This is a genomic window from Fibrivirga algicola (genome assembly GCF_011742925.1).
In the GTDB taxonomy this organism is placed as follows: Bacteria; Bacteroidota; Bacteroidia; order Cytophagales; family Spirosomataceae; genus Fibrella; species Fibrella algicola.
In genome coordinates this window covers 757,485-775,737 of sequence record NZ_WAEL01000002.1, presented here as the reverse complement: position 1 = coordinate 775,737, position 18,253 = coordinate 757,485, and the positions used below count along the sequence as shown (strand labels likewise).

13 protein-coding genes are annotated in these 18,253 nt (G+C 52.9%); 3 read left to right on the top strand and 10 right to left on the bottom strand.

Going from position 1 to position 18,253, the window contains the following annotated elements; translation table 11 throughout:
• Positions 1 to 56: 56 nt before the first annotated feature.
• From rpsJ to F7231_RS08360, 3 genes are all read right to left on the bottom strand, one after another.
• Positions 57 to 362, bottom strand: a complete 306-nt coding sequence (rpsJ, locus tag F7231_RS08370; protein ID WP_085411961.1) for a 30S ribosomal protein S10 — start codon at positions 360 to 362, stop codon at positions 57 to 59.
• A 162-nt stretch (positions 363 to 524) separates the two neighbouring features.
• Positions 525 to 2,639, bottom strand: a complete 2,115-nt coding sequence (fusA, locus tag F7231_RS08365) for an elongation factor G (RefSeq protein WP_085411962.1) — start codon at positions 2,637 to 2,639, stop codon at positions 525 to 527.
• 143 nt (positions 2,640 to 2,782) lie between these two features.
• A complete protein-coding gene (locus F7231_RS08360; RefSeq protein ID WP_085411963.1) occupies positions 2,783 to 3,682 on the bottom strand; it encodes an AraC family transcriptional regulator in 900 nt (299 codons plus the stop codon).
• A 299-nt stretch (positions 3,683 to 3,981) separates the two neighbouring features.
• Here F7231_RS08360 and F7231_RS08355 point away from each other — a divergent pair, with 299 nt between their 5' ends.
• Positions 3,982 to 6,153, top strand: a complete 2,172-nt coding sequence (locus F7231_RS08355; RefSeq protein WP_166691558.1) for a protein-disulfide reductase DsbD family protein — start codon at positions 3,982 to 3,984, stop codon at positions 6,151 to 6,153.
• On the opposite strand, the gene F7231_RS08350 is transcribed toward F7231_RS08355, so the two are convergent.
• From F7231_RS08350 to F7231_RS08335, 4 genes are all read right to left on the bottom strand, one after another.
• Positions 6,118 to 7,191: a PepSY-associated TM helix domain-containing protein gene (locus tag F7231_RS08350; RefSeq protein ID WP_166691557.1), complete on the bottom strand. Its 1,074-nt coding sequence runs from the start codon at positions 7,189 to 7,191 to the stop codon at positions 6,118 to 6,120. The two genes, F7231_RS08355 and F7231_RS08350, sit on opposite strands and share 36 nt — an antisense overlap.
• A gap of 87 nt (positions 7,192 to 7,278) precedes the next feature.
• On the bottom strand, positions 7,279 to 9,606 hold the full coding sequence (locus tag F7231_RS08345) for a TonB-dependent receptor (RefSeq protein ID WP_166691556.1): 2,328 nt from the start codon (positions 9,604 to 9,606) through the stop codon (positions 7,279 to 7,281).
• 219 nt (positions 9,607 to 9,825) lie between these two features.
• On the bottom strand, positions 9,826 to 10,758 hold the full coding sequence (locus F7231_RS08340) for an SPFH domain-containing protein (RefSeq protein ID WP_085411967.1): 933 nt from the start codon (positions 10,756 to 10,758) through the stop codon (positions 9,826 to 9,828).
• Positions 10,759 to 10,938: 180 nt separating this feature from the next.
• Complete coding sequence (locus F7231_RS08335) at positions 10,939 to 12,132, bottom strand: MFS transporter (RefSeq protein WP_166691555.1); 1,194 nt, start codon at positions 12,130 to 12,132, stop codon at positions 10,939 to 10,941.
• A gap of 233 nt (positions 12,133 to 12,365) precedes the next feature.
• Here F7231_RS08335 and F7231_RS08330 point away from each other — a divergent pair, with 233 nt between their 5' ends.
• Entirely contained in the window at positions 12,366 to 13,895 is a 1,530-nt protein-coding gene (locus F7231_RS08330; protein WP_166691554.1) for a M20/M25/M40 family metallo-hydrolase, read from the top strand.
• A gap of 165 nt (positions 13,896 to 14,060) precedes the next feature.
• Positions 14,061 to 15,371: an adenosylhomocysteinase gene (gene ahcY, locus F7231_RS08325; RefSeq protein WP_085411970.1), complete on the top strand. Its 1,311-nt coding sequence runs from the start codon at positions 14,061 to 14,063 to the stop codon at positions 15,369 to 15,371.
• 79 nt (positions 15,372 to 15,450) lie between these two features.
• Here the strand turns inward: ahcY and F7231_RS08320 are convergent, their stop codons facing one another.
• The 3 genes from F7231_RS08320 to F7231_RS08310 form a co-directional block, all read right to left on the bottom strand.
• Positions 15,451 to 16,392, bottom strand: a complete 942-nt coding sequence (locus F7231_RS08320) for an NAD(P)-dependent alcohol dehydrogenase (protein WP_166691553.1) — start codon at positions 16,390 to 16,392, stop codon at positions 15,451 to 15,453.
• 59 nt (positions 16,393 to 16,451) lie between these two features.
• A complete protein-coding gene (locus F7231_RS08315; RefSeq protein WP_208295552.1) occupies positions 16,452 to 17,186 on the bottom strand; it encodes a helix-turn-helix domain-containing protein in 735 nt (244 codons plus the stop codon).
• A 129-nt stretch (positions 17,187 to 17,315) separates the two neighbouring features.
• A complete protein-coding gene (locus F7231_RS08310) occupies positions 17,316 to 18,164 on the bottom strand; it encodes a helix-turn-helix domain-containing protein (protein ID WP_166691551.1) in 849 nt (282 codons plus the stop codon).
• Positions 18,165 to 18,253: the final 89 nt, after the last annotated feature.

The window sequence follows — 18,253 nt, the reverse complement described above, 5'->3', positions numbered from 1 at the left end:
CAGACACAAAAAAGGCCCCTGCTGTTTAGCAGGGGCCTTTTTTGTAATCTGGAAACTTAAACTTTGATTTCTACATCGACACCGCTAGGTAGTTCGAGTTTCATCAGGGCGTCAACCGTTTTAGAGCTAGTCGAGTAAATGTCGACCAACCGCTTGTAGGTGCAAAGCTGGAATTGCTCACGCGCCTTTTTGTTCACGTGGGGTGAACGCAGGACTGTATAAATCTCTTTGTCGGTAGGCAGTGGAATTGGACCACTTACCATGGCGCCCGTCGATTTAACGGCCTTTACAATCTTTTCAGCCGATTTGTCAACCAACATGTGGTCGAACGACTTCAGTTTAATGCGAATCTTCTGATTCATAAAAAGCGGTTCGTTTAGTTAAATAGACCCCGGCCGAAAGAACCATTTACTCCGGGAGGGGAAGTTTTAAAAAGTTTGACGTTTGTCATGCGAGGTTAGTGTTACGCTGCTACCTGGCGGAGCAACATCAAACCTCGAACGACAAACGTCAAGCCTATTTTTCTAGCTTAGGCCGCCTTTCTCTTTCTTCACTACACCATCGGCGATGTTATTCGGCACGATTTCGTAGTGAGAGAAGGTAAGGTTGGCAGTTGCACGACCCGATGACATCGTACGGAGTTCGGTAATGTAACCGAACAGTTCCGACAGAGGCACGTCGGCTTTGATCACCTGCGAACCAGCGCGTGTGTCCATGCCCTTCATGATACCCCGGCGACGGTTCAGGTCACCCGTGATCGGACCAGTGTATTCCTCAGGCGTCAATACTTCAACGGCCATGATTGGTTCGAGGAGTTTCGGACCAGCCTGACGAGCTGATTCACGGAAGCCCATCCGAGCGGCTAATTCAAACGACAGTGAGTCTGAGTCAACGTCGTGGAATGAACCGTGGAACAGCCGAACTTTCATCGAGTCGAGCGGGTAACCAGCCAACGGACCTGTTGACATGGCTTCAGCGAAACCTTTCTGAATAGCAGGAATGAATTCACGAGGAATAACACCACCCACAATGGCGTTGTCGAACTGAAGACCTGGCTTGATCGAACCATCTTCTTCCGGGTCACGTGGCATCAGTTCAAACACGATGTCAGCGAATTTACCGCGACCACCCGTTTGCTTCTTGTATACCTCGCGGTGTTCAACTTTCTTGGTGATCGTCTCTTTATAGGCTACCTGAGGAGCACCCTGGTTCACCTCAACCTTGAACTCACGACGCATCCGGTCGATGATGATTTCCAAGTGAAGTTCACCCATACCACGGATAATGGTCTGGCCAGTCTCTTCGTTTGACTCAACTTTAAGGGTTGGGTCTTCTTCGATCAGTTTACCAATGGCTTTCGAGAAGTTGTCCTGGTCGGCTGTCTTCTTAGGCTCAATGGCGTAACCAATAACGGGATCAGGGAACACCATCGACTCCAGAACGATTGGATTCTTTTCGTCTGACAGGGTATCACCTGTTTTGATGTCCTTAAAACCAACTACGGCACCGATATCACCCGCCTCGAGGCGGTCGATCTGGTTTTGCTTGTTGGCGTGCATCTGGAAGATACGTGAGATACGCTCTTTGTTGCCCGACCGGTTGTTCAGGATGTATGAACCTGACTCCAGCACGCCCGAGTACGAACGGATGAAGCAAAGACGGCCAACGTAAGGGTCAGTCGCAATTTTGAACGCCAGGGCCGAGAATGGCTCAGACGTCGATGGCTTGCGTGACACTTCAACACCTGTGTCAGGGTTAGTACCCGTGATGCTCTCTTTGTCCATTGGTGAAGGCAGCAGAGCCATCACATAGTCGAGCATCGTTTGTACACCCTTGTTTTTGAAGGATGAACCGCAAAGCATCGGCACGATCTTCATGCTGATGGTGGCTTTACGCAGCGCCGCCAGAATTTCGTCTTCTGAGATCGACGTAGGATCTTCGAAGTATTTCTCCATCAGCGAGTCGTCGAATTCGGCAACAGCTTCCAGGAGTTTTTCCCGCCACTCGGTTGCTTCGTCCAGCATATCGGCTGGGATCGGCACCTCACGGAAGGTCATTCCTTTGTCATCTTCGTTCCACTCAATGCCCCGGAAGTTAACCAGGTCAACCACACCACGGAATGTGTCTTCTTCGCCGATCGGCAACTGAAGAGGCACCGCGTAGCTACCCAGCATTTCCTTCACCTGCTTGCACACGTTCAGGAAGTCGGCGCCAGAGCGGTCCATTTTGTTTACGAAGCCAAGACGGGCAACGTTGTAGTTGTTGGCCAGACGCCAGTTCGTTTCCGACTGAGGCTCAACACCATCAACGGCACTGAAAAGGAACACCAGACCATCCAGTACGCGCAGTGACCGGTTTACTTCAACCGTGAAGTCAACGTGGCCAGGCGTGTCAATGATGTTGATGTGGTACTTCTGGTCGCGGTAGGTCCAGTCAACGGTAGTGGCGGCCGAAGTGATCGTGATACCACGCTCCTGCTCCTGCTCCATCCAGTCCATTGTGGCAGCTCCATCGTGAACCTCACCGATCTTGTGACTTACCCCGGCGTAATAGAGAATACGTTCGGTAGTTGTCGTTTTGCCTGCGTCGATGTGGGCAGCGATACCGATGTTTCTCGTCAATAATAAATCGCGAGCCATTAGCTTGTTATACAGAAAGTTATGTAATTCTAAAACGGTGGAAAGAAAACAGCACAGAAAAACTGGCTGGTCTTTCATGAATCAGGTCGCAAAATTACTGACTTCCAGTGGTAAAGTCAAGCTATATGATAAAGGATTGATTGCTACGACAGTAAACCAGCTGTACTGGGCAGTAAAGGCGATTGTTTGTCGCGATAAATAGCCTGATAGCGCATCGGGGTAGTGCCCGTTTGCTGCTTAAACTGCCGGTGGAAATGCGAAATATTGTTGAAACCACATTCGAACCCAACCTGACTGACGCTCAGGTCGGCCTGGGTCAACAGTTTTCGTGCGTGGCTGATACGCAGTTCATTCAGGTACTCAACAAACGATTTACCAGTACGTTTTCGGAAATAGCGGCAAAATGCAGCGGGAGCCATGCCCGCTACAGAAGCAATCTGCTCAATCCGTATTTCTTTCCGGAAATGCTTGAGCACAAATTCCAGCACGCGTTTCATGCGTTCCGTTTCCGCTTCGCTGGCTGTTAGTTGGTAGCTGTCAGAAGCCAGCAGGATAGCTTCCCGGTCGGCAGACAGCTCATTCAGGATGCTGAGCAGTTCAAGTACCTGCGCCATGCCCTGGAGATGGGGTAACTGAATGAGCCGAGGGGCCAGCCGGTTCACGGTGGTGGGGCTGAAGCAGAGGCCATAGCGTGACCGGTGCAGTAATTGCCGGATAGCACCCGACTCGGGCAGCACTGCCAGCAGGTTTTCGTCGAGTGCAGCCGGGAACTGCACTACGATAGCTTCGGCGGGTAGTTCGTCGTATCGATCGTCATCGTTTCGCCAAAAATGAGGCAGATTGGGCCCGATCAATACCAGATCACCTACGTCGAAGTTGGTAACGTGGTCCCCGACAAAACGCTTGCCATTACTCTCCAGTATGTAGGTGAGTTCATACTCGGGGTGGTAATGCCAGAGCGCGCCAAAAGCCGTAAGACGAATATGTTTTACGAGCAACGAGTGTTCCTGGTCGATATTTACCTTTTCGTAAAGCGCTTTCACGGACTGTTACATTTTAACTGCTGGGTGCCTAAATTTCAGTAAAAATAGTCAGGATTTTACACAAATAATGTTTTTCTATTCGTACGGAAACGGGTTGGGCCTATTTTTGACAGGATGAATAAGATTACAGGATTATACGTTCATGTCTGACTATAAAACCCCGTCATTCTGACCATTCTGATAAAACGTAAACTGTACTGATCGCTTCTGTATCCCGCTTTTCAGACTCATGCTGAGACGGGACCATTTTTCGTTTAAAACGCGTTACCCCGCTAACCTATTAGTTGTACCTACACGATATGAGCCGGTTTATTGCCCCATTGGGCCTGTTGCTTTGCCTGTTTACCGCCGTTACGACCACTTTCGGCCAGTTTGGCCAGAATAACATCACTAAGCCTACCACCTTTGCCTACAGCGTCTCCCCTACAAAAGCGAAAGTTGGCGATGTGATTGAGATTCGTATCACGGCCCGGTCGAAGGAAGGCTGGCATATGTATGCGGCCAAAACCAATCCTAAGCTGGAAATGGGACCCCAGGCAACTACGGTAGCTCTGGAGAAAAACAAAACGTTTCAGCCGGTGGGGGAACTGGTATCAGTAGGATACGAAACCAAATTTGATGATGTCTGGGAGGGTGATACGTACATTATGCCTAACCCGGCCATTTTTACCCAAAAAGTAAAGCTGCTGACTGATAAACCGGTCATCAAGGGCACGCTGGAAGGACAGACCTGCTCGACCGTTTGTGTACAGGTGAGCGATGAGTTCGACGTGTCGTCGATGTTGACCGTTGCCGCTGCGGCCCCTGAAAGTTTAACTACCGCTACGGCTACTGCCCCCGCCAGCACTACGGTTGTGTCGGCTACGAACGTACCTGAGACCGACTCAGCTACGGCCAAAGTGAGTACTGCCGATACTATAGCAGCGGCGGCTACGTCGGTTGCGCCAGTGGCTGGTGAGGTCGATCCGCTGGCAACATCGGGTGAGCAGGGCGATTCAACTTCACTATGGGGTTTTGCACTGGCTGCTTTTCTATCGGGGCTGGCGGCTTTGCTGACGCCCTGCGTTTTCCCGATTATCCCGATGACAGTGAGCTTTTTCACGCATCAGAAAGGGGGCTGGTGGAAGGCGTTGCTTTATGGGGCGTCGATTATCGCCATCTATGTGCTGATTGGTACGTTGGTGTCGCGTATCAACGGCCCGGCCTTCGCCAATTTCCTGAGTACACACTGGATTCCGAACCTGCTGTTCTTTGCCGTGTTCTTCATTTTTGGCCTGTCTTTTCTAGGCCTGTTCGAAATAACGCTGCCCAGCTCGATCGTGAACAAAGCCGACGCGGCCTCGGAACGGGGCGGACTGGCCGGTATTTTCTTCATGGCCTTTACACTGGTGCTGGTTTCGTTTTCGTGCACCGGCCCCATCGTGGGTAGCCTGCTGGTAGCCTCGGCGGGGGGCGCGGTGATTAAGCCGATTATCGGCATGGCGGCGTTCTCATCGGCGTTTGCTATTCCGTTTACGCTCTTTGCGCTGTTTCCGCAGTGGCTCCAGAAACTTCCCAAATCAGGCGGCTGGCTGAACTCGGTAAAAGTGGTACTTGGCTTCCTGGAACTGGCGCTAGCCCTGAAATTCCTGAGCATCGCCGATCAGGTGTACCACTGGAATTTGCTCGACCGCGAGGTGTATCTATCGTTTTGGATTGTCATCTTTAGCCTGATTGGTTTCTACCTGCTGGGCAAAATCCGATTGCCGCACGATAGCGACGAAATGATTTCGATTGATAACGCTGCTACGGGCACGATGCGCCTTCCGGTAGCAAATGCCAAAGTTAGCGTGTTCCGTATGCTGCTGGCAATCATCACGTTTACGTTTGTCGTTTACATGGTACCGGGACTATGGGGCGCTCCGCTGAAAGCGCTGGCGGGTTATCTGCCTCCAGAAACAACCCAGGATTTTAACCTCCAGCGGGCGGGTGGTCCTGGTCAGGGCGTACCTGCCAACCAACGCACGGTTCGGCATGGTGAGCTGTTTAAAATGCCGCACGGTATTCCTGGCTTCTTCGATTATAAAGAGGCACTGGCGTACAGCAAGACGGTAAACAGACCCGTATTCATCGACTTCACCGGACACGGTTGTGTAAACTGCCGTGAGATGGAGCAACGCGTCTGGAGCGATCCGGCCATACTGTCCCGGTTGCAGAATGATTATGTAGTGGTGGCCCTGTACGTCGACGACAAAACTGAACTGCCGGAAGGCGAGTGGTACACGTCGAACTACGATCAGAAGACGAAGAAAACGATTGGTGCCCAGAACGGTGATTTGCAGATTACGCGCTACGGAAACAACGCCCAGCCGCACTACTGCCTCGTCGATGGCGAGGGCAAACTGCTGGTGACACCGATCAACTACGACCTGAATATCGAGAAGTTCGGCAAGTTCCTAGACTCGGGTAAGGCGGCTTTTGCCAGCAGGTGAGACTTGCTTTTTACGCGCTTTCTGGCGCCGGTCCCACCAGATCAGGGAGCCGGTGACGGGCAGGCTGGCGGCTACAAGGCCAACCAGAAAGACGAGCACCTTCCCAAACAGGCCCAGGATACGGCCCGTATGCAGTTCGTAGTCTGATTTCCAGAAGCGTTCGCTAAACGATTGCTGCGTGTGTAGTTTCGCATCGAGGCGTTGGGCTGTGGCGGGGTCGAACGTGAACGTGCTCTCTTTCCGCAGGCCCGAGGTGGGGTACGCGATGACAACGCGCAAGGGGTTCAGGCTGTCTTTGGGCAGGTTGATCCGCACGGTTTCAAAAGCGTCGGTCCCCAGCGCGGCCGTCAGAGCCTGATCAGCAATGAAATCGCTGGCGAAAGCACCATAGACGGTGGGTTTCTCCTTCTTTTTCTCTCCGTGTGATGCCATATCGATGCCGGTTGCTACGATCAGCAGCAGAAACGGAATAGCGTAAAAGCCCAATACCGAGTGCAGGTCGTAGGTACGTTTCGCCCGCTTGGCCTGCCACTTCACCGTTAATGAGGCACGCAGTTGCTTCAGCCGGGCGGGGAGCCAGAGCACAAAGCCCGTCAGGAGCATGATCGCAAAAATCCAGGCGTTCCAGTAAATGATTTTCTTCCCTACTTCACCCAGAAGCAGCGTGCGGTGGAGCTTTAAGTTGATCAGCAGCCAGTCGCTTTCCTGATCGTGGTTGGCCAGCAATTGGCCCGAATAGGGGTTTACGGTTAGCAGGTGCTTGTCTTTCGTAAATACCTGCACTGCTTTTTCGGGGTTGCCAAACAGCCGGATCTGATTGACCCGAATGGTTGGGTCGGCGCGGCGAACGGTCTGCAACACCTGACTAACTGGCACGCGTGGCGTCGATTGGGGCGTAACGAACAACTGCTCATGCTGGGTAACATATCTGATCTCTTCTTCGAATGCCCAGACGCAGCCGGTAAGCGCAACGATCACTACGATTGCTCCTGAACCCAGCCCCAGAAGCAAATGAATTTTGTGCAGCAGCGTTTTCATACGAGTTGAGAAAATCAGCGGAGGAATGGGTTAGAATTGTGTTAGTTGACCGTTGGGCTTCGGGCTATAGGCAACGCAGTAACGTACCTACCACCGATAGGTAAGCGTCAGCATGCCACGTCGGCCCGTGCCTTTGATATAGTCGGCGGCGCGGGCGGCCCATTGCGAAATAGCCGGGTAATAATCTGTATTGAGCAGGTTTTCGACGCCCAGACTGATGCCTGCTTTGGCTGTTAGCTGGTACGAGCCGCTGAAGTTGACCAGAGTGTAGTTGGTTACCGGGCCCTGCGCGTAGGCGTAGGTGCCGTTGGCGGCCGGGTTGAAGCGATTGCGATTGCCTGACCAGAGTGCGTTTACGTTCAGACTCAATTGCTTGTTAGGCTGTACCCGAACATAGGCCGTTGTTTTCGGGGCCATGATGCGGTCGCTGCCCAAGTACGTGGCGTAGGAGCCGTCATTGGTGTTGTCTGATTTGCCTTCCAGATAATTGTAGGAGCCGCCCACTGCCAGCCACCGGACAGGCGTTACGTCGAGGGCTACTTCATAACCACGAATACGTTCGGGAGCCCGTACAATCTCGAATACGCCACTCGGCAGTGTGCGGTACGACGCGCCCAATTCCGAACGGCTTTCGTACACGGCCACGTCATAATGTACATACCGGCCAACCTGCCCCGATACCCCCGCTTCGTAATTATCGACGATGATCGGCTTGGTTTCCAACTGCGACACGATCGATCGTTGCGACGTGCGGAGAATTCGACCCAATTCATTGATCGAAAAGGCCTGCGAAAAGCTGACGAAGGGTTGAAATGCCTGCCAGCCTGAGTAACGCAGCCCCACATTGCCGACAAAGGCGTTGTAGTTGAGCGTACCGCCCTGCACGGCAACGCCGCCGTCGTACCGCGTTGTGGTGGCGTTGTAGGTTTTCAGCGTCGTGAAGTCCGATACGACCACGCCGATGTTTTCATAGCGTGCTCCGGCTTTCAGCGTCAGGTTATTCCAGATGTCGAGCTTCAACTGGGCAAAGGGTGCCGCGTTGGTCATGTTCATATCGGGGGTCCAGAAGCGGCCATCCTGTAGCTTTTGCGCCGTCTGGTCGTTTAGCAGATCAACTCCGTAAATCCATTCGCCGGCCAGGGCTGATCCCAGTGTAAAGGGCGTATTCAGGTTCAGGCGAATCCCTTTCTTGTCCGACACCACGTTTGACTGACCCCCATTTTCGAAGAACTGCGCCTCGTAGCCGTAGACTGTCCGAAACCTTTGCAGGTACCCGATCAATTCCAGGCTCGTACCGCCCACGAGCCGATCGTGGGTGTAGCGCAGGGTTGCGTTGTGGTTGTAGGGTGTTCCCTGGGGCGTGCCGGGAATCTCGCCGGCCGAGGGAACGCCGATGGTCGGTGTTTTGCCGTAAACGCCCAGTTTTTCAACATACTGCAGGTCAGAACGTGAGGCGTAATAATTATACATGGCCTCTACCCGCTGCTTGTCTGAAAACGTGTAGCCTACTTTTGCCAGCACGTTTGTAGAGAACATCTCGCCCGAATTGTAGAACGGCGATAAGGGCTGACCGGTCGCATCGCGTTGCAGGCCTGTCCGTTCAAAGGTGCCGTTCAGCACGTAGTCGATGCGATGGGTACGTCCCGAAAACTGCTGACTGAGTCGATACCCCGCCGTTTGTGCCGAATTGCCAATCTGGCTGGTTAGCCCCGCCCAGGTTTGCGCCTGAAAGGGCCGGTTGGCTGTAGCACGCTTGGTGATGTAGTTGATAATACCTCCGTCGGCCCCGTTTCCGTAGATCGACGTAGCGCCTTTGATAACTTCGATCCGCTCGATAGCCGAGGGGTCGATGATTCGAATGTCGCGGCCACCGTTGCGTAAGGGCGTCGATTGCGGCACCCCGTCGATCAGGACGAGTACTTGCCGACCACGTAAGGTTTGGCCCGTGTTGGAGGTACGGCCCGTACTGAGCGCAAGGCCCGGCACCGTGTATTGCAGAATGTTGCTGATGTCGGGGTTGATGGCCGCCTGTTCCTGAATTTGCCGCAGCCCCACAATGGTCATGGCCGAGGGGACTTCCTTCACGTTTTCGGGCTTCCGGCTGGCTGTAACAACCACCTCCTCCAGATAGGCTGCGCTGGTGGACAGATCAACGTTGATCGTTGCCGAATCCCCCGGCTGTAGGGTAACGGGCTGAATCGATTCGGTATAGCCAACGGCGCTGATGCGGAGCCGGTAGGAACCGCCGGGTACGTTGGTGAGCTTGAATTCACCCGATTCGCTGGCCTGTGTGCCCAGCCGAGTTTTAAGGAGCGAGATGGTGGCGTAAGGAACCGTTTTGCCCGAAATCTGCCCCGTTTGGGCGAAGACTGAGGTGCTACAAAAAAGAAGGAAAATGAGATAACGTTGATGCATTGCTACTAACCAGCAGGCAGTTATTGACTGATTGATGGTGCAAAGCTAGAGTCTGTTTAGACTGAGTCCAAACAAATGGTGTGTTTATTTTGAAATTGTCTAAATAATAGATTGGCAAGGAAATTCGTCGTTGTACTAAACCTGACCCACATAAAGCATAAAAGCTCCCCAGCAAACCATACGGCTTACTGGGGAGCTTTTATGGGCAAAAGAACTGCCTTAGCCAGGTAACGTTGAGGGGCTATTCAGCTTTTCGATAGCCAGCAATTGCTTCATGGTTTTCTCCATACCGTCGGTTGAGCCGTCGAGGAAGATGACGTTGCCTTTGCTGTTTTCGGCGAAATGCTTCACGGCTTCTGTCCAGATCGAGAACAGGATCAGCGAGGCGTCGAGGTCTGCTTCACTCATCACCTTGGCCGATTCGGCCATACCCTTGGCTACCTCTTCCCGAAACAGGGCTACACCCTGACCACGAAGTTGCGCCGCCGTTTTCTCCGCCTCGGCCGAGATCTTGATGGCGTTACCTTCTGCTTCGGCCGCTTTAGTTTTGGTAATCAGTAAAGCCTGCCCTTCGTTCTCAGCCGCTGCTTTCAGGTTCGACGAGGCCACTACCTGCGCCATCGACCGCATGATCACCTCATCAAAAGCGATGTCGTTCAGTTGTAGGTCGGTGAGGTGATACCCCCAGCTTTCGAGCAGCGTATCGATCTGGTATTTAACGTGTTCGATGATCTCGGACCGTAACCCCAGAATTTCAGATTGCCGTTTGGTGGCCACAAAGCTACGGATCGAGCCTTCGATGGTGCGGATGAGCGCTTGCATGAATGAGGCTTCGTCGATGAACTTGAACGCTACATTCTTGATCGTTTCTTCGTCCTGATTCAACACCGAATACACCAGCATCGCCTTGAAATTGACGTTGGCCTGATCGGCAGTAATGGCCTGGAACGCCAGCTCGACCGACCGGTTCTGGATCGAGATCCGGCGGTAGATCATTTCAATAAACGGAATCTTGAAATTCAGACCCGGTGTCAGGACCCGGTTGTATTTCCCGAAAACAGTGACGACGGCTACGGTTCCCTGCTGCACAATAACGATAGACAGAAAAGCAATGAACGCGATCAGGAATAATAGAATGGGCGTAAAGAGCATGTCGGTAAGATTGGTCTAGGTGGTGAAAGGCCGAAACTAGCTATTTCGGGTTGACAATCAACAGACAATCCGGATAAACGGACCTGCCACTATAGGGATGCTCACCAGTCTTGACAAACGTACCTGACCAACCTGCTTACCGTACCACGACCAGCCACGCGAAGGCTCGGGCTATAGGGTTTAGCCAATGGCTTCAACCGGTACATTCAAATCCACCACATCAGCCTCAGCGCCCTGCTGACGCATGTATACCACGCCCGCCAGCAGTAACCCCACAAATGCCATAACGGCACCAACCCACTGGGGCGATGCGTAGCCAAGGCCAGCGGCAATGGGTAATCCTCCAAAAAAAGCGCCCAGGGCATTGCCAATATTGAATCCCGCCTGTGTAACCGACGAGGCCAGCATTTCGGAGCCGTTGGCCGCGCGGATCATAAGAATCTGGATGGGAGCGCCCAGCGAGAACGAGATAGCCCCTGTGATGAACGTCATGGCCAGCAACGGTATTTTGAACGGCGACACGTAGTACACTACAATAAGGCTGACCACCATCAGGCCGAGAAACAGCATCGTGGCTTTGATAGGTGAGACCCGGTCGGCAACAAGTCCGGAAAGGAGGTTACCCACGGCCATACCCACACCCGCCAGCACCAGAATCCAGGTAATCTGGCTTGCTTCGAAATGAGCTTCTTCGGTCAACAAGGGGGCAATGTAGCTGAACCACGCAAACAGGCCGCCCGTACCGATGGCCGTAACACCCAGAATAAGCCAGGGCTCGGCATAGGTAAACAGTTTCAGGTCTTTGCGCAGGTTCGACTCGCCCACAACCGGCATGTCGGGCAATAGTTTATAGATGCCCAGAAGCGTAATCAGCCCTACTACGCCAATCAGTATAAACGTAATGCGCCAGCTAATTTCGTGGCCGATATACGTACCCAGCGGCACACCAATGATGTTGGCAACGGTGAGCCCGGCAAACATCATCGAAATTGCCCGCGCCTCTTTGCCTGGTCCGGCTAGTCGGCTCGCCACCACAGCCCCAACGCCAAAAAAAGCACCATGCGGCAGGCCCGACAACAGGCGGGTTACCAGCATGACCTCGTAGGTAGGGGCGAAGGCCGAGAGGATGTTGAACACCGTGAACAGGGCCATCAGCCCCAGCAGGATTTTCTTGGGTGGATAGTTGCCCGCCATAGCCACCAGCAGCGGTGCACCCAGCACAACGCCCAGTGCATAGGCCGAAATCAGGTGACCAGCTACCGGAATAGAGATGTGTAACGTTCGGGCCAGGTCGGGTAAAATTCCCATCATCACAAATTCGGTCATCCCGATGCCAAAACCGCCCATGGTCAACGGCAATAAATTCCTGTTCATACGTATAGAAGCTGCCCGAAAGCAGTACAATTCGAGATAGTTGGATACGCCCCGTAAAGGGTGCTTTCTAGGAAAAATACAAATCGTTGAAATTCGTTTCACCACCTGCGAATGTTCTTATTCCTTAGTCGCTGAATGCAATAGACTACCAGAATCGACATTTTTTTGGGCCCATTGCCGAACTGCCTGACGTAAATGCGTAGTTTCGGCCATACCCCCATCAACTGATCTGTATGAACCGATTCTACTGCCTTTTGCTGAGCTGCCTGCTGGCTGGTACTGTACAGGCCCAGAGCGAACTGACGCTGAAAACACGTACCTACCGCCAGCAGCATGAAAGGCAACTGCTCGACGAATTCATGGGTTTGCTGGCCCTGCCCAACGTCGTGTATGATACGGCAGGCATCCAGAAAACAGCCGATTACCTAGCGGGAATGCTGAAACGTCGGGGCATCGAACCACAGCGGCTTGGGGGGAAAACAAAAGGCGTTCCACCAGCTATTTATGGTGAGGTTATGGTGCCGGGTGCTACCAAAACCGTTGTCTTTTACGCACACTACGACGGGCAGCCCGTAAACCCTAACCAATGGGCCGACGGTCTGAAGCCTTTTGAGCCAACACTATACAGCGCCTCACTCGACGCGGGGGGACAGCCCATTACCCTGCCGAAAACGGGCGAGGCAATCAACCCAAACTGGCGCATCTACGGCCGGAGTACATCTGATGATAAAGCGGGCGTATTTGCTATCCTGGCGGCCTACGAAGCCCTGGTGCAGATGAATGTGAAACCGTCTGTGAACCTCAAATTCTTTTTTGAGGGTGAGGAAGAAGCCGGTTCTACGCACCTGAACGAAATTCTGGAACGCCACAAAGACAAGCTGAAAAGCGACCTCTGGATCATCTGCGACGGCCCGGTACACCAGACTGGCCGCAAGCAGGTGCTGTTCGGTGTTCGGGGCGATATCAACCTGGAGTTGAAAGTGTTCGCTTCGAAACGTCCGTTGCATAGCGGTCACTACGGTAACTGGGCGCCCAACCCCGCCATGATGCTGGCGCGTCTGCTGACCTCCATGAAAGACGAGGACGGGAACGTGCTGATCAAAGGCTTTTACGACGACGTAACGCCGCTGACTGATCTGGAGAAACAGGCGCTGGCCAAAATTCCACCGGTCGATGAGCAGTTAAAAAAGGAGTTGGGCTTTACCGTAGCTGAAGGTGGCGGTAAACCACTGGCCGATCTACTGATGCGCCCGTCATTAAACATCAACGGATTTGCCAGCGCAAATGTGGGTAAACTGGCGGCCAACGTCATTCCGACCTCAGCTACGGCGGCGCTCGACCTCCGGTTGGTATTGGGGAATGATGCCCAGCGGCAGGTACAAAAAGTGATCGATCACGTGGTGGCGGAGGGCTACTACGTAACCCAGCAGGAGAGCATTACCGACGACGAACGGGCCAAATACCCGCGCATTGCTCGAATTGTGGCCAAATCGGGCTACAATGCGCAACGTACCCGGATGGACCTGCCTATCGCTCAAACGGTGGTGAAAGCGGTGCAATCAACAGTAAAGGGCGACATCGTATTACAGCCTAGCCTCGGCGGCAGCCTGCCGCTCTATCTGTTCGACCAAATCCTGAAGACGCCCACGATCACCGTACCGATCGCCAACCATGATAACAACCAACACGCTGAAAACGAAAATCTGCGTCTGCAAAACCTCTGGGACGGTCTGGAAACCTACGTGGCCCTGATGCGGTTGTAAACGGCACTGGTTACGCTTAATTCGTTGTTATTGAGCCTTACTTAGCATAGTATTCGTATTTTTGTACTTTCCTAAGAAAGCAAGCCGAACTAAACAGGGTACGCCTGCTGTCTATTTACGGAAACCAGAACATCGAAATCAACTAAACGACGTCGTTCAATCGATATGCAAACGTCAACTTACGTCCCCTACAAGGTTAAGGACATCGCCCTCGCTGAGTGGGGCCGGAAAGAAATTCGCCTGGCCGAAGCCGAAATGCCGGGCCTGATGGGCCTGCGTGAAGAGTTTGGTCCAAGCCAGCCCCTGAAAGGTGCCCGCATTGCCGGTTGCCTGCACATGACGATCCAGACTGCCGTACTGATCGAGACACTCGTTGCCCTTGGTGCCGACGTGACCTGGTCATCGTGCAACATCTTCTCAACGCAGGATCACGCCGCTGCAGCCATCGCCGCTGCCGGTATTCCCGTGTACGCCTGGAAAGGCATGAACGAAGAAGAATTCAACTGGTGCATCGAGCAAACGCTGTTCTTCGGCGAAGATCGTCAGCCCCTCAACATGATTCTCGACGACGGCGGTGATCTGACGAACATGGTGTTCGACGTGTATCCTGAACTGATCGCGGGTATCAAAGGCCTGTCTGAAGAAACTACTACCGGTGTTCACCGCCTCTATGAGCGCATGAAGAACGGCACGCTCCACCTGCCTGCTATCAACGTAAACGACTCGGTAACGAAGTCGAAGTTCGATAACAAGTACGGCTGCCGCGAGTCGCTGGTCGACGCCATCCGTCGCGCCACTGACCTGATGCTGGCCGGTAAAGTAGCCGTTGTAGCTGGGTACGGTGACGTAGGTAAAGGCTCGGCTGAGTCGCTGCGTGGCGCAGGCTGCCGTGTACTGGTCACTGAAATCGACCCAATCTGCGCCCTGCAGGCGGCCATGGACGGTTATGAAGTGATTCCGATGGATGAGGCCGTAACCCGCGCCAACATCTTCGTGACCGCTACGGGCAACATCGGCATCATCAAGGATCGTCACTTCAGAGCTATGCGCGACAAGTCGGTCGTTTGCAACATCGGCCACTTCGACAACGAGATCGACATGGCGTGGTTGAACGAAAACTACGGCCACACCAAGAGCCAGATCAAGCCACAGGTTGACATGTACGAGATCGACGGCAAAGAGATCATCGTCCTGGCCGAAGGTCGTCTGGTGAACCTGGGCTGCGCCATGGGTCACCCATCGTTCGTGATGTCGTGTTCGTTTGCCAACCAGACGCTGGCGCAACTCGAACTGTGGGAGAACCCCGACAAGTACGAAAACAAAGTATACGTGCTACCTAAGAAACTCGACGAGAAAGTAGCCGCCATGCACCTCGCCCACGTAGGGGCTCGCTTGGAGCCCCTGGCCCAGGATCAGGCTGACTACATCGGCGTACAAGTATCAGGTCCGTTCAAATCGGAACTGTATCGGTACTAGGAATTAAGGATTAAGCATAAAAAAAGCTCTGTCGAGGCACCAATCGGTACTTCAACAGAGCTTTTTTTATGCTTAATCCTTAATCCAACTCAATTACGGTCTTGCCAATGACGTTGCCTTTTTCGGCGTATTGGTAAGCCGCCACGACATCAGTTAGCGAAAAGGTCTTTGTCACATCAATCTGAAGGCCTTTATCGATGGCGGCAAGCAGGTAATTCGCGCTCGTTGCGTTGGGTGTCGACAGCAGCATTTTGTCTTTCTTGCCTGTCACCAGATTCGTAAACGTCGTGGTAATAATATCGACTGGTTGGGGTACTGGATTAATAAACACGGCGTGCTCTTTCATCAGGGGTTTAGCCTCACTGAAAGGCAGTTTAGCCGACAGATCGAAAATAATATCGAACTGACTGGGCAAGTTCCGAACATCCTGTTTCGTGTAATCGATTACCTGGTCGGCACCCCATTTCTGTACATACGGTAGGCCACTGGGACCAGCCACGGCTGTAACCACGGCCCCTGCCTGTTTCGCCAGTTGAATAGCCACCATGCCCATACCGCCAGCGGCACCGTTGAGAAGCACTTCCGAACCGGCTGTGATATGGCCCAACTCGACCAACGCCTTGTAGGCACCGGCACCAACTACCGTAATCGACGCAGCTTGGGCAAAATTGATTGACGACGGTTTGTGCCAGACGGTTTTCGCGGCAACTGCAATGTATTCAGCCAACGCGCCGCCTTTCATGCCGTCGACCGCCCCGAACACGTTGTCGCCTACCGAAAAATCCGTCACTGATTCGCCTACGGCCGTGATCACACCGGCAAAATCGATCCCTGCCCCTTTAGGAAATTTGGTACCTGACATCAGCTTCATGTCGCCCCGACGGATTTTCCAGTCCAGTGGGTTGATTGAAACGGCTTTGACCTTTACCAGTACATCATGCGCACCGGGTGTGGGCATGGGTTTTTCGATGATCTGCAGCACCTCTGTGCCGCCAAAGTGTTGATAGACTACCGCTTTCATTGTATTGTCTGTTAAAATGTTTTAGCGCTATGGCGGTAGCAAAAGTCGGCGGCGGCCGATCACAAAACTTGTATCAGATCACTGTTTTGCTTTAGGGCTCGTGGCGAAACCCCCAGCATTTCGTACATGTATTTGTTGAGTTGGGCCTGGTCATAAAAACCGGTTTCGTAGGCAATCTCAGTCAGATGCCGGGTGCGGTCGGTGAGTGTACGGACAATAGCCTGGCGAAGGCGCGTCCAAAGCAGGTATTTGGAAACGCTGCTGCCGGTTTCCTTTTTAAACAGCGCGGCCATGCGCGACGGGGATAAAAACACCTGGTCGGCCAGCACTTTGGGCGTTAGGGTATTAGTACCGGAATGGGTTTCGATCTGACGAATAATGGTCTGTACACGCTGGTCTATCTGATCGTTTGGCCGAGTGGTCGTCAGGAAATGAGCAATGTCGAGGGGCCACTCTAATGAGTTAGGGTGTAGAAACGGCGCAAAATAGCGGTGCACATCAGCCGGTGTCGGCAGTACAATGATGTCTTGGTCTGGCTCGAACAATGACATCAATTGCAAACTAGCCCGCGAGTAGGGCTCTACATTGATAAGGATCAACGGCGTTTGCTCAAACACGGTACACAGATGGGCTACCTGTGGCTTGATGATGAATCCTGTAATGCTGTTGTGGACGGTGCCATCGATGACGGATGTAAACGGTGCACCAAGTGAAACCGCAATCTGGTAAGCCGCATGCTGGTGAATCTGCACAGTCTGACCACGCACCATCAAGGCTAAAATGAAGGGATTCATAGACAATCGATAGCCGTTTTTAAAAGCCTATTGGTCGCTGCCAAATTAGGCATGACAGTGAAGAATGCGCAATGAACAGCGGCTCCCCCAGAATACCAACAGTTAACTCAGCAAAGCCATTGGGCGTTTTTAGATTCTCAACGTATCGTTCCTGTACCTCCCCGGAGACGTACCCAGTTTGACCAGGAAGAGACGATTCAGCGTACTGATATTATCAAAACCGGCCTGAAGGGCAATCTGGCTGATGGGCCAATCAGTTGATGTCAGCAACTGGCAGACGTGCGTCAGACGTACCTTGTTCACGTAGTCGATAAACGTTAAACCCATGTTTTTTTTGAACCATCGGCAGAAGGCGTTTGGCGAAAAATGACATTTACCGGAAATTTCCTGTAGCGAAATGGGGCGTTGGTAATGCGCATTAATGTAGTCGATGGCCGTGCGGAGGCGAGTCGATGCGTCGGCCAGAGCAGCCTGCCGTTCATAGCCTGGTTGTAAGATAGGAAGCCGCTCCGGTTCGACTCTTAATAGCTCCAGCAGTTCAAGCAACCTAACCAGGGCTAACGTACCTGTAGCCATCACCGCTTCCCGAATTTTCTCAATAACAAGGTCGCTGGGTTTGGGGAAGGCAAGGCCCCGTTTGGCTTCCTGGAATAGGGCCTGTACTGGTCTGCACTCCGCAAACGAGTCGAACAGACCCTTCGGAAATTGAATACAAAATGCCTCGACCAGGGGTGTGGTTTCTTCGCCGTAGCTCACAAATGTGTGTGGCAGACTTTCGCCAATCAGAAAGAGATCGCCTTCGCTATACAATGAAATATCATCACCGATAAACCGCACGCCCTTCCCCTTTGCGAAATACACCAGTTCGAGTTCAGGATGGTAATGCCAGTGTGACTCAAACGCAGGCTGATACAGCCGAAACCCTTTAAACGATGCATTCGGCAGGTTCGTGATACCAAGTTCAAGTTCAGGGCGCATATGGAGTGAACGAGCAAAAGGGTTAACGTGGGAGAATACCTGCTGGTTGTTCCGCAAGCCTGTTGCTTTGCTGAGTACGTTGCTTCGTG

What these genes read in the sequence shown, in the direction of transcription:
- rpsJ (WP_085411961.1), bottom strand. Translation starts at nt 362, where the DNA reads ATGAATCAGAAGATTCGCATTAAACTGAAGTCGTTCGACCACATGTTG.
- fusA (WP_085411962.1), bottom strand. Translation starts at nt 2,639, where the DNA reads ATGGCTCGCGATTTATTATTGACGAGAAACATCGGTATCGCTGCCCAC.
- F7231_RS08355 (WP_166691558.1), top strand. Translation starts at nt 3,982, where the DNA reads ATGAGCCGGTTTATTGCCCCATTGGGCCTGTTGCTTTGCCTGTTTACC.
- F7231_RS08350 (WP_166691557.1), bottom strand. Translation starts at nt 7,191, where the DNA reads ATGAAAACGCTGCTGCACAAAATTCATTTGCTTCTGGGGCTGGGTTCA.
- F7231_RS08345 (WP_166691556.1), bottom strand. Translation starts at nt 9,606, where the DNA reads ATGCATCAACGTTATCTCATTTTCCTTCTTTTTTGTAGCACCTCAGTC.
- F7231_RS08340 (WP_085411967.1), bottom strand. Translation starts at nt 10,758, where the DNA reads ATGCTCTTTACGCCCATTCTATTATTCCTGATCGCGTTCATTGCTTTT.
- F7231_RS08335 (WP_166691555.1), bottom strand. Translation starts at nt 12,132, where the DNA reads ATGAACAGGAATTTATTGCCGTTGACCATGGGCGGTTTTGGCATCGGG.
- F7231_RS08330 (WP_166691554.1), top strand. Translation starts at nt 12,366, where the DNA reads ATGAACCGATTCTACTGCCTTTTGCTGAGCTGCCTGCTGGCTGGTACT.
- ahcY (WP_085411970.1), top strand. Translation starts at nt 14,061, where the DNA reads ATGCAAACGTCAACTTACGTCCCCTACAAGGTTAAGGACATCGCCCTC.
- F7231_RS08320 (WP_166691553.1), bottom strand. Translation starts at nt 16,392, where the DNA reads ATGAAAGCGGTAGTCTATCAACACTTTGGCGGCACAGAGGTGCTGCAG.
- F7231_RS08315 (WP_208295552.1), bottom strand. Translation starts at nt 17,186, where the DNA reads ATGAATCCCTTCATTTTAGCCTTGATGGTGCGTGGTCAGACTGTGCAG.
- F7231_RS08310 (WP_166691551.1), bottom strand. Translation starts at nt 18,164, where the DNA reads ATGCGCCCTGAACTTGAACTTGGTATCACGAACCTGCCGAATGCATCG.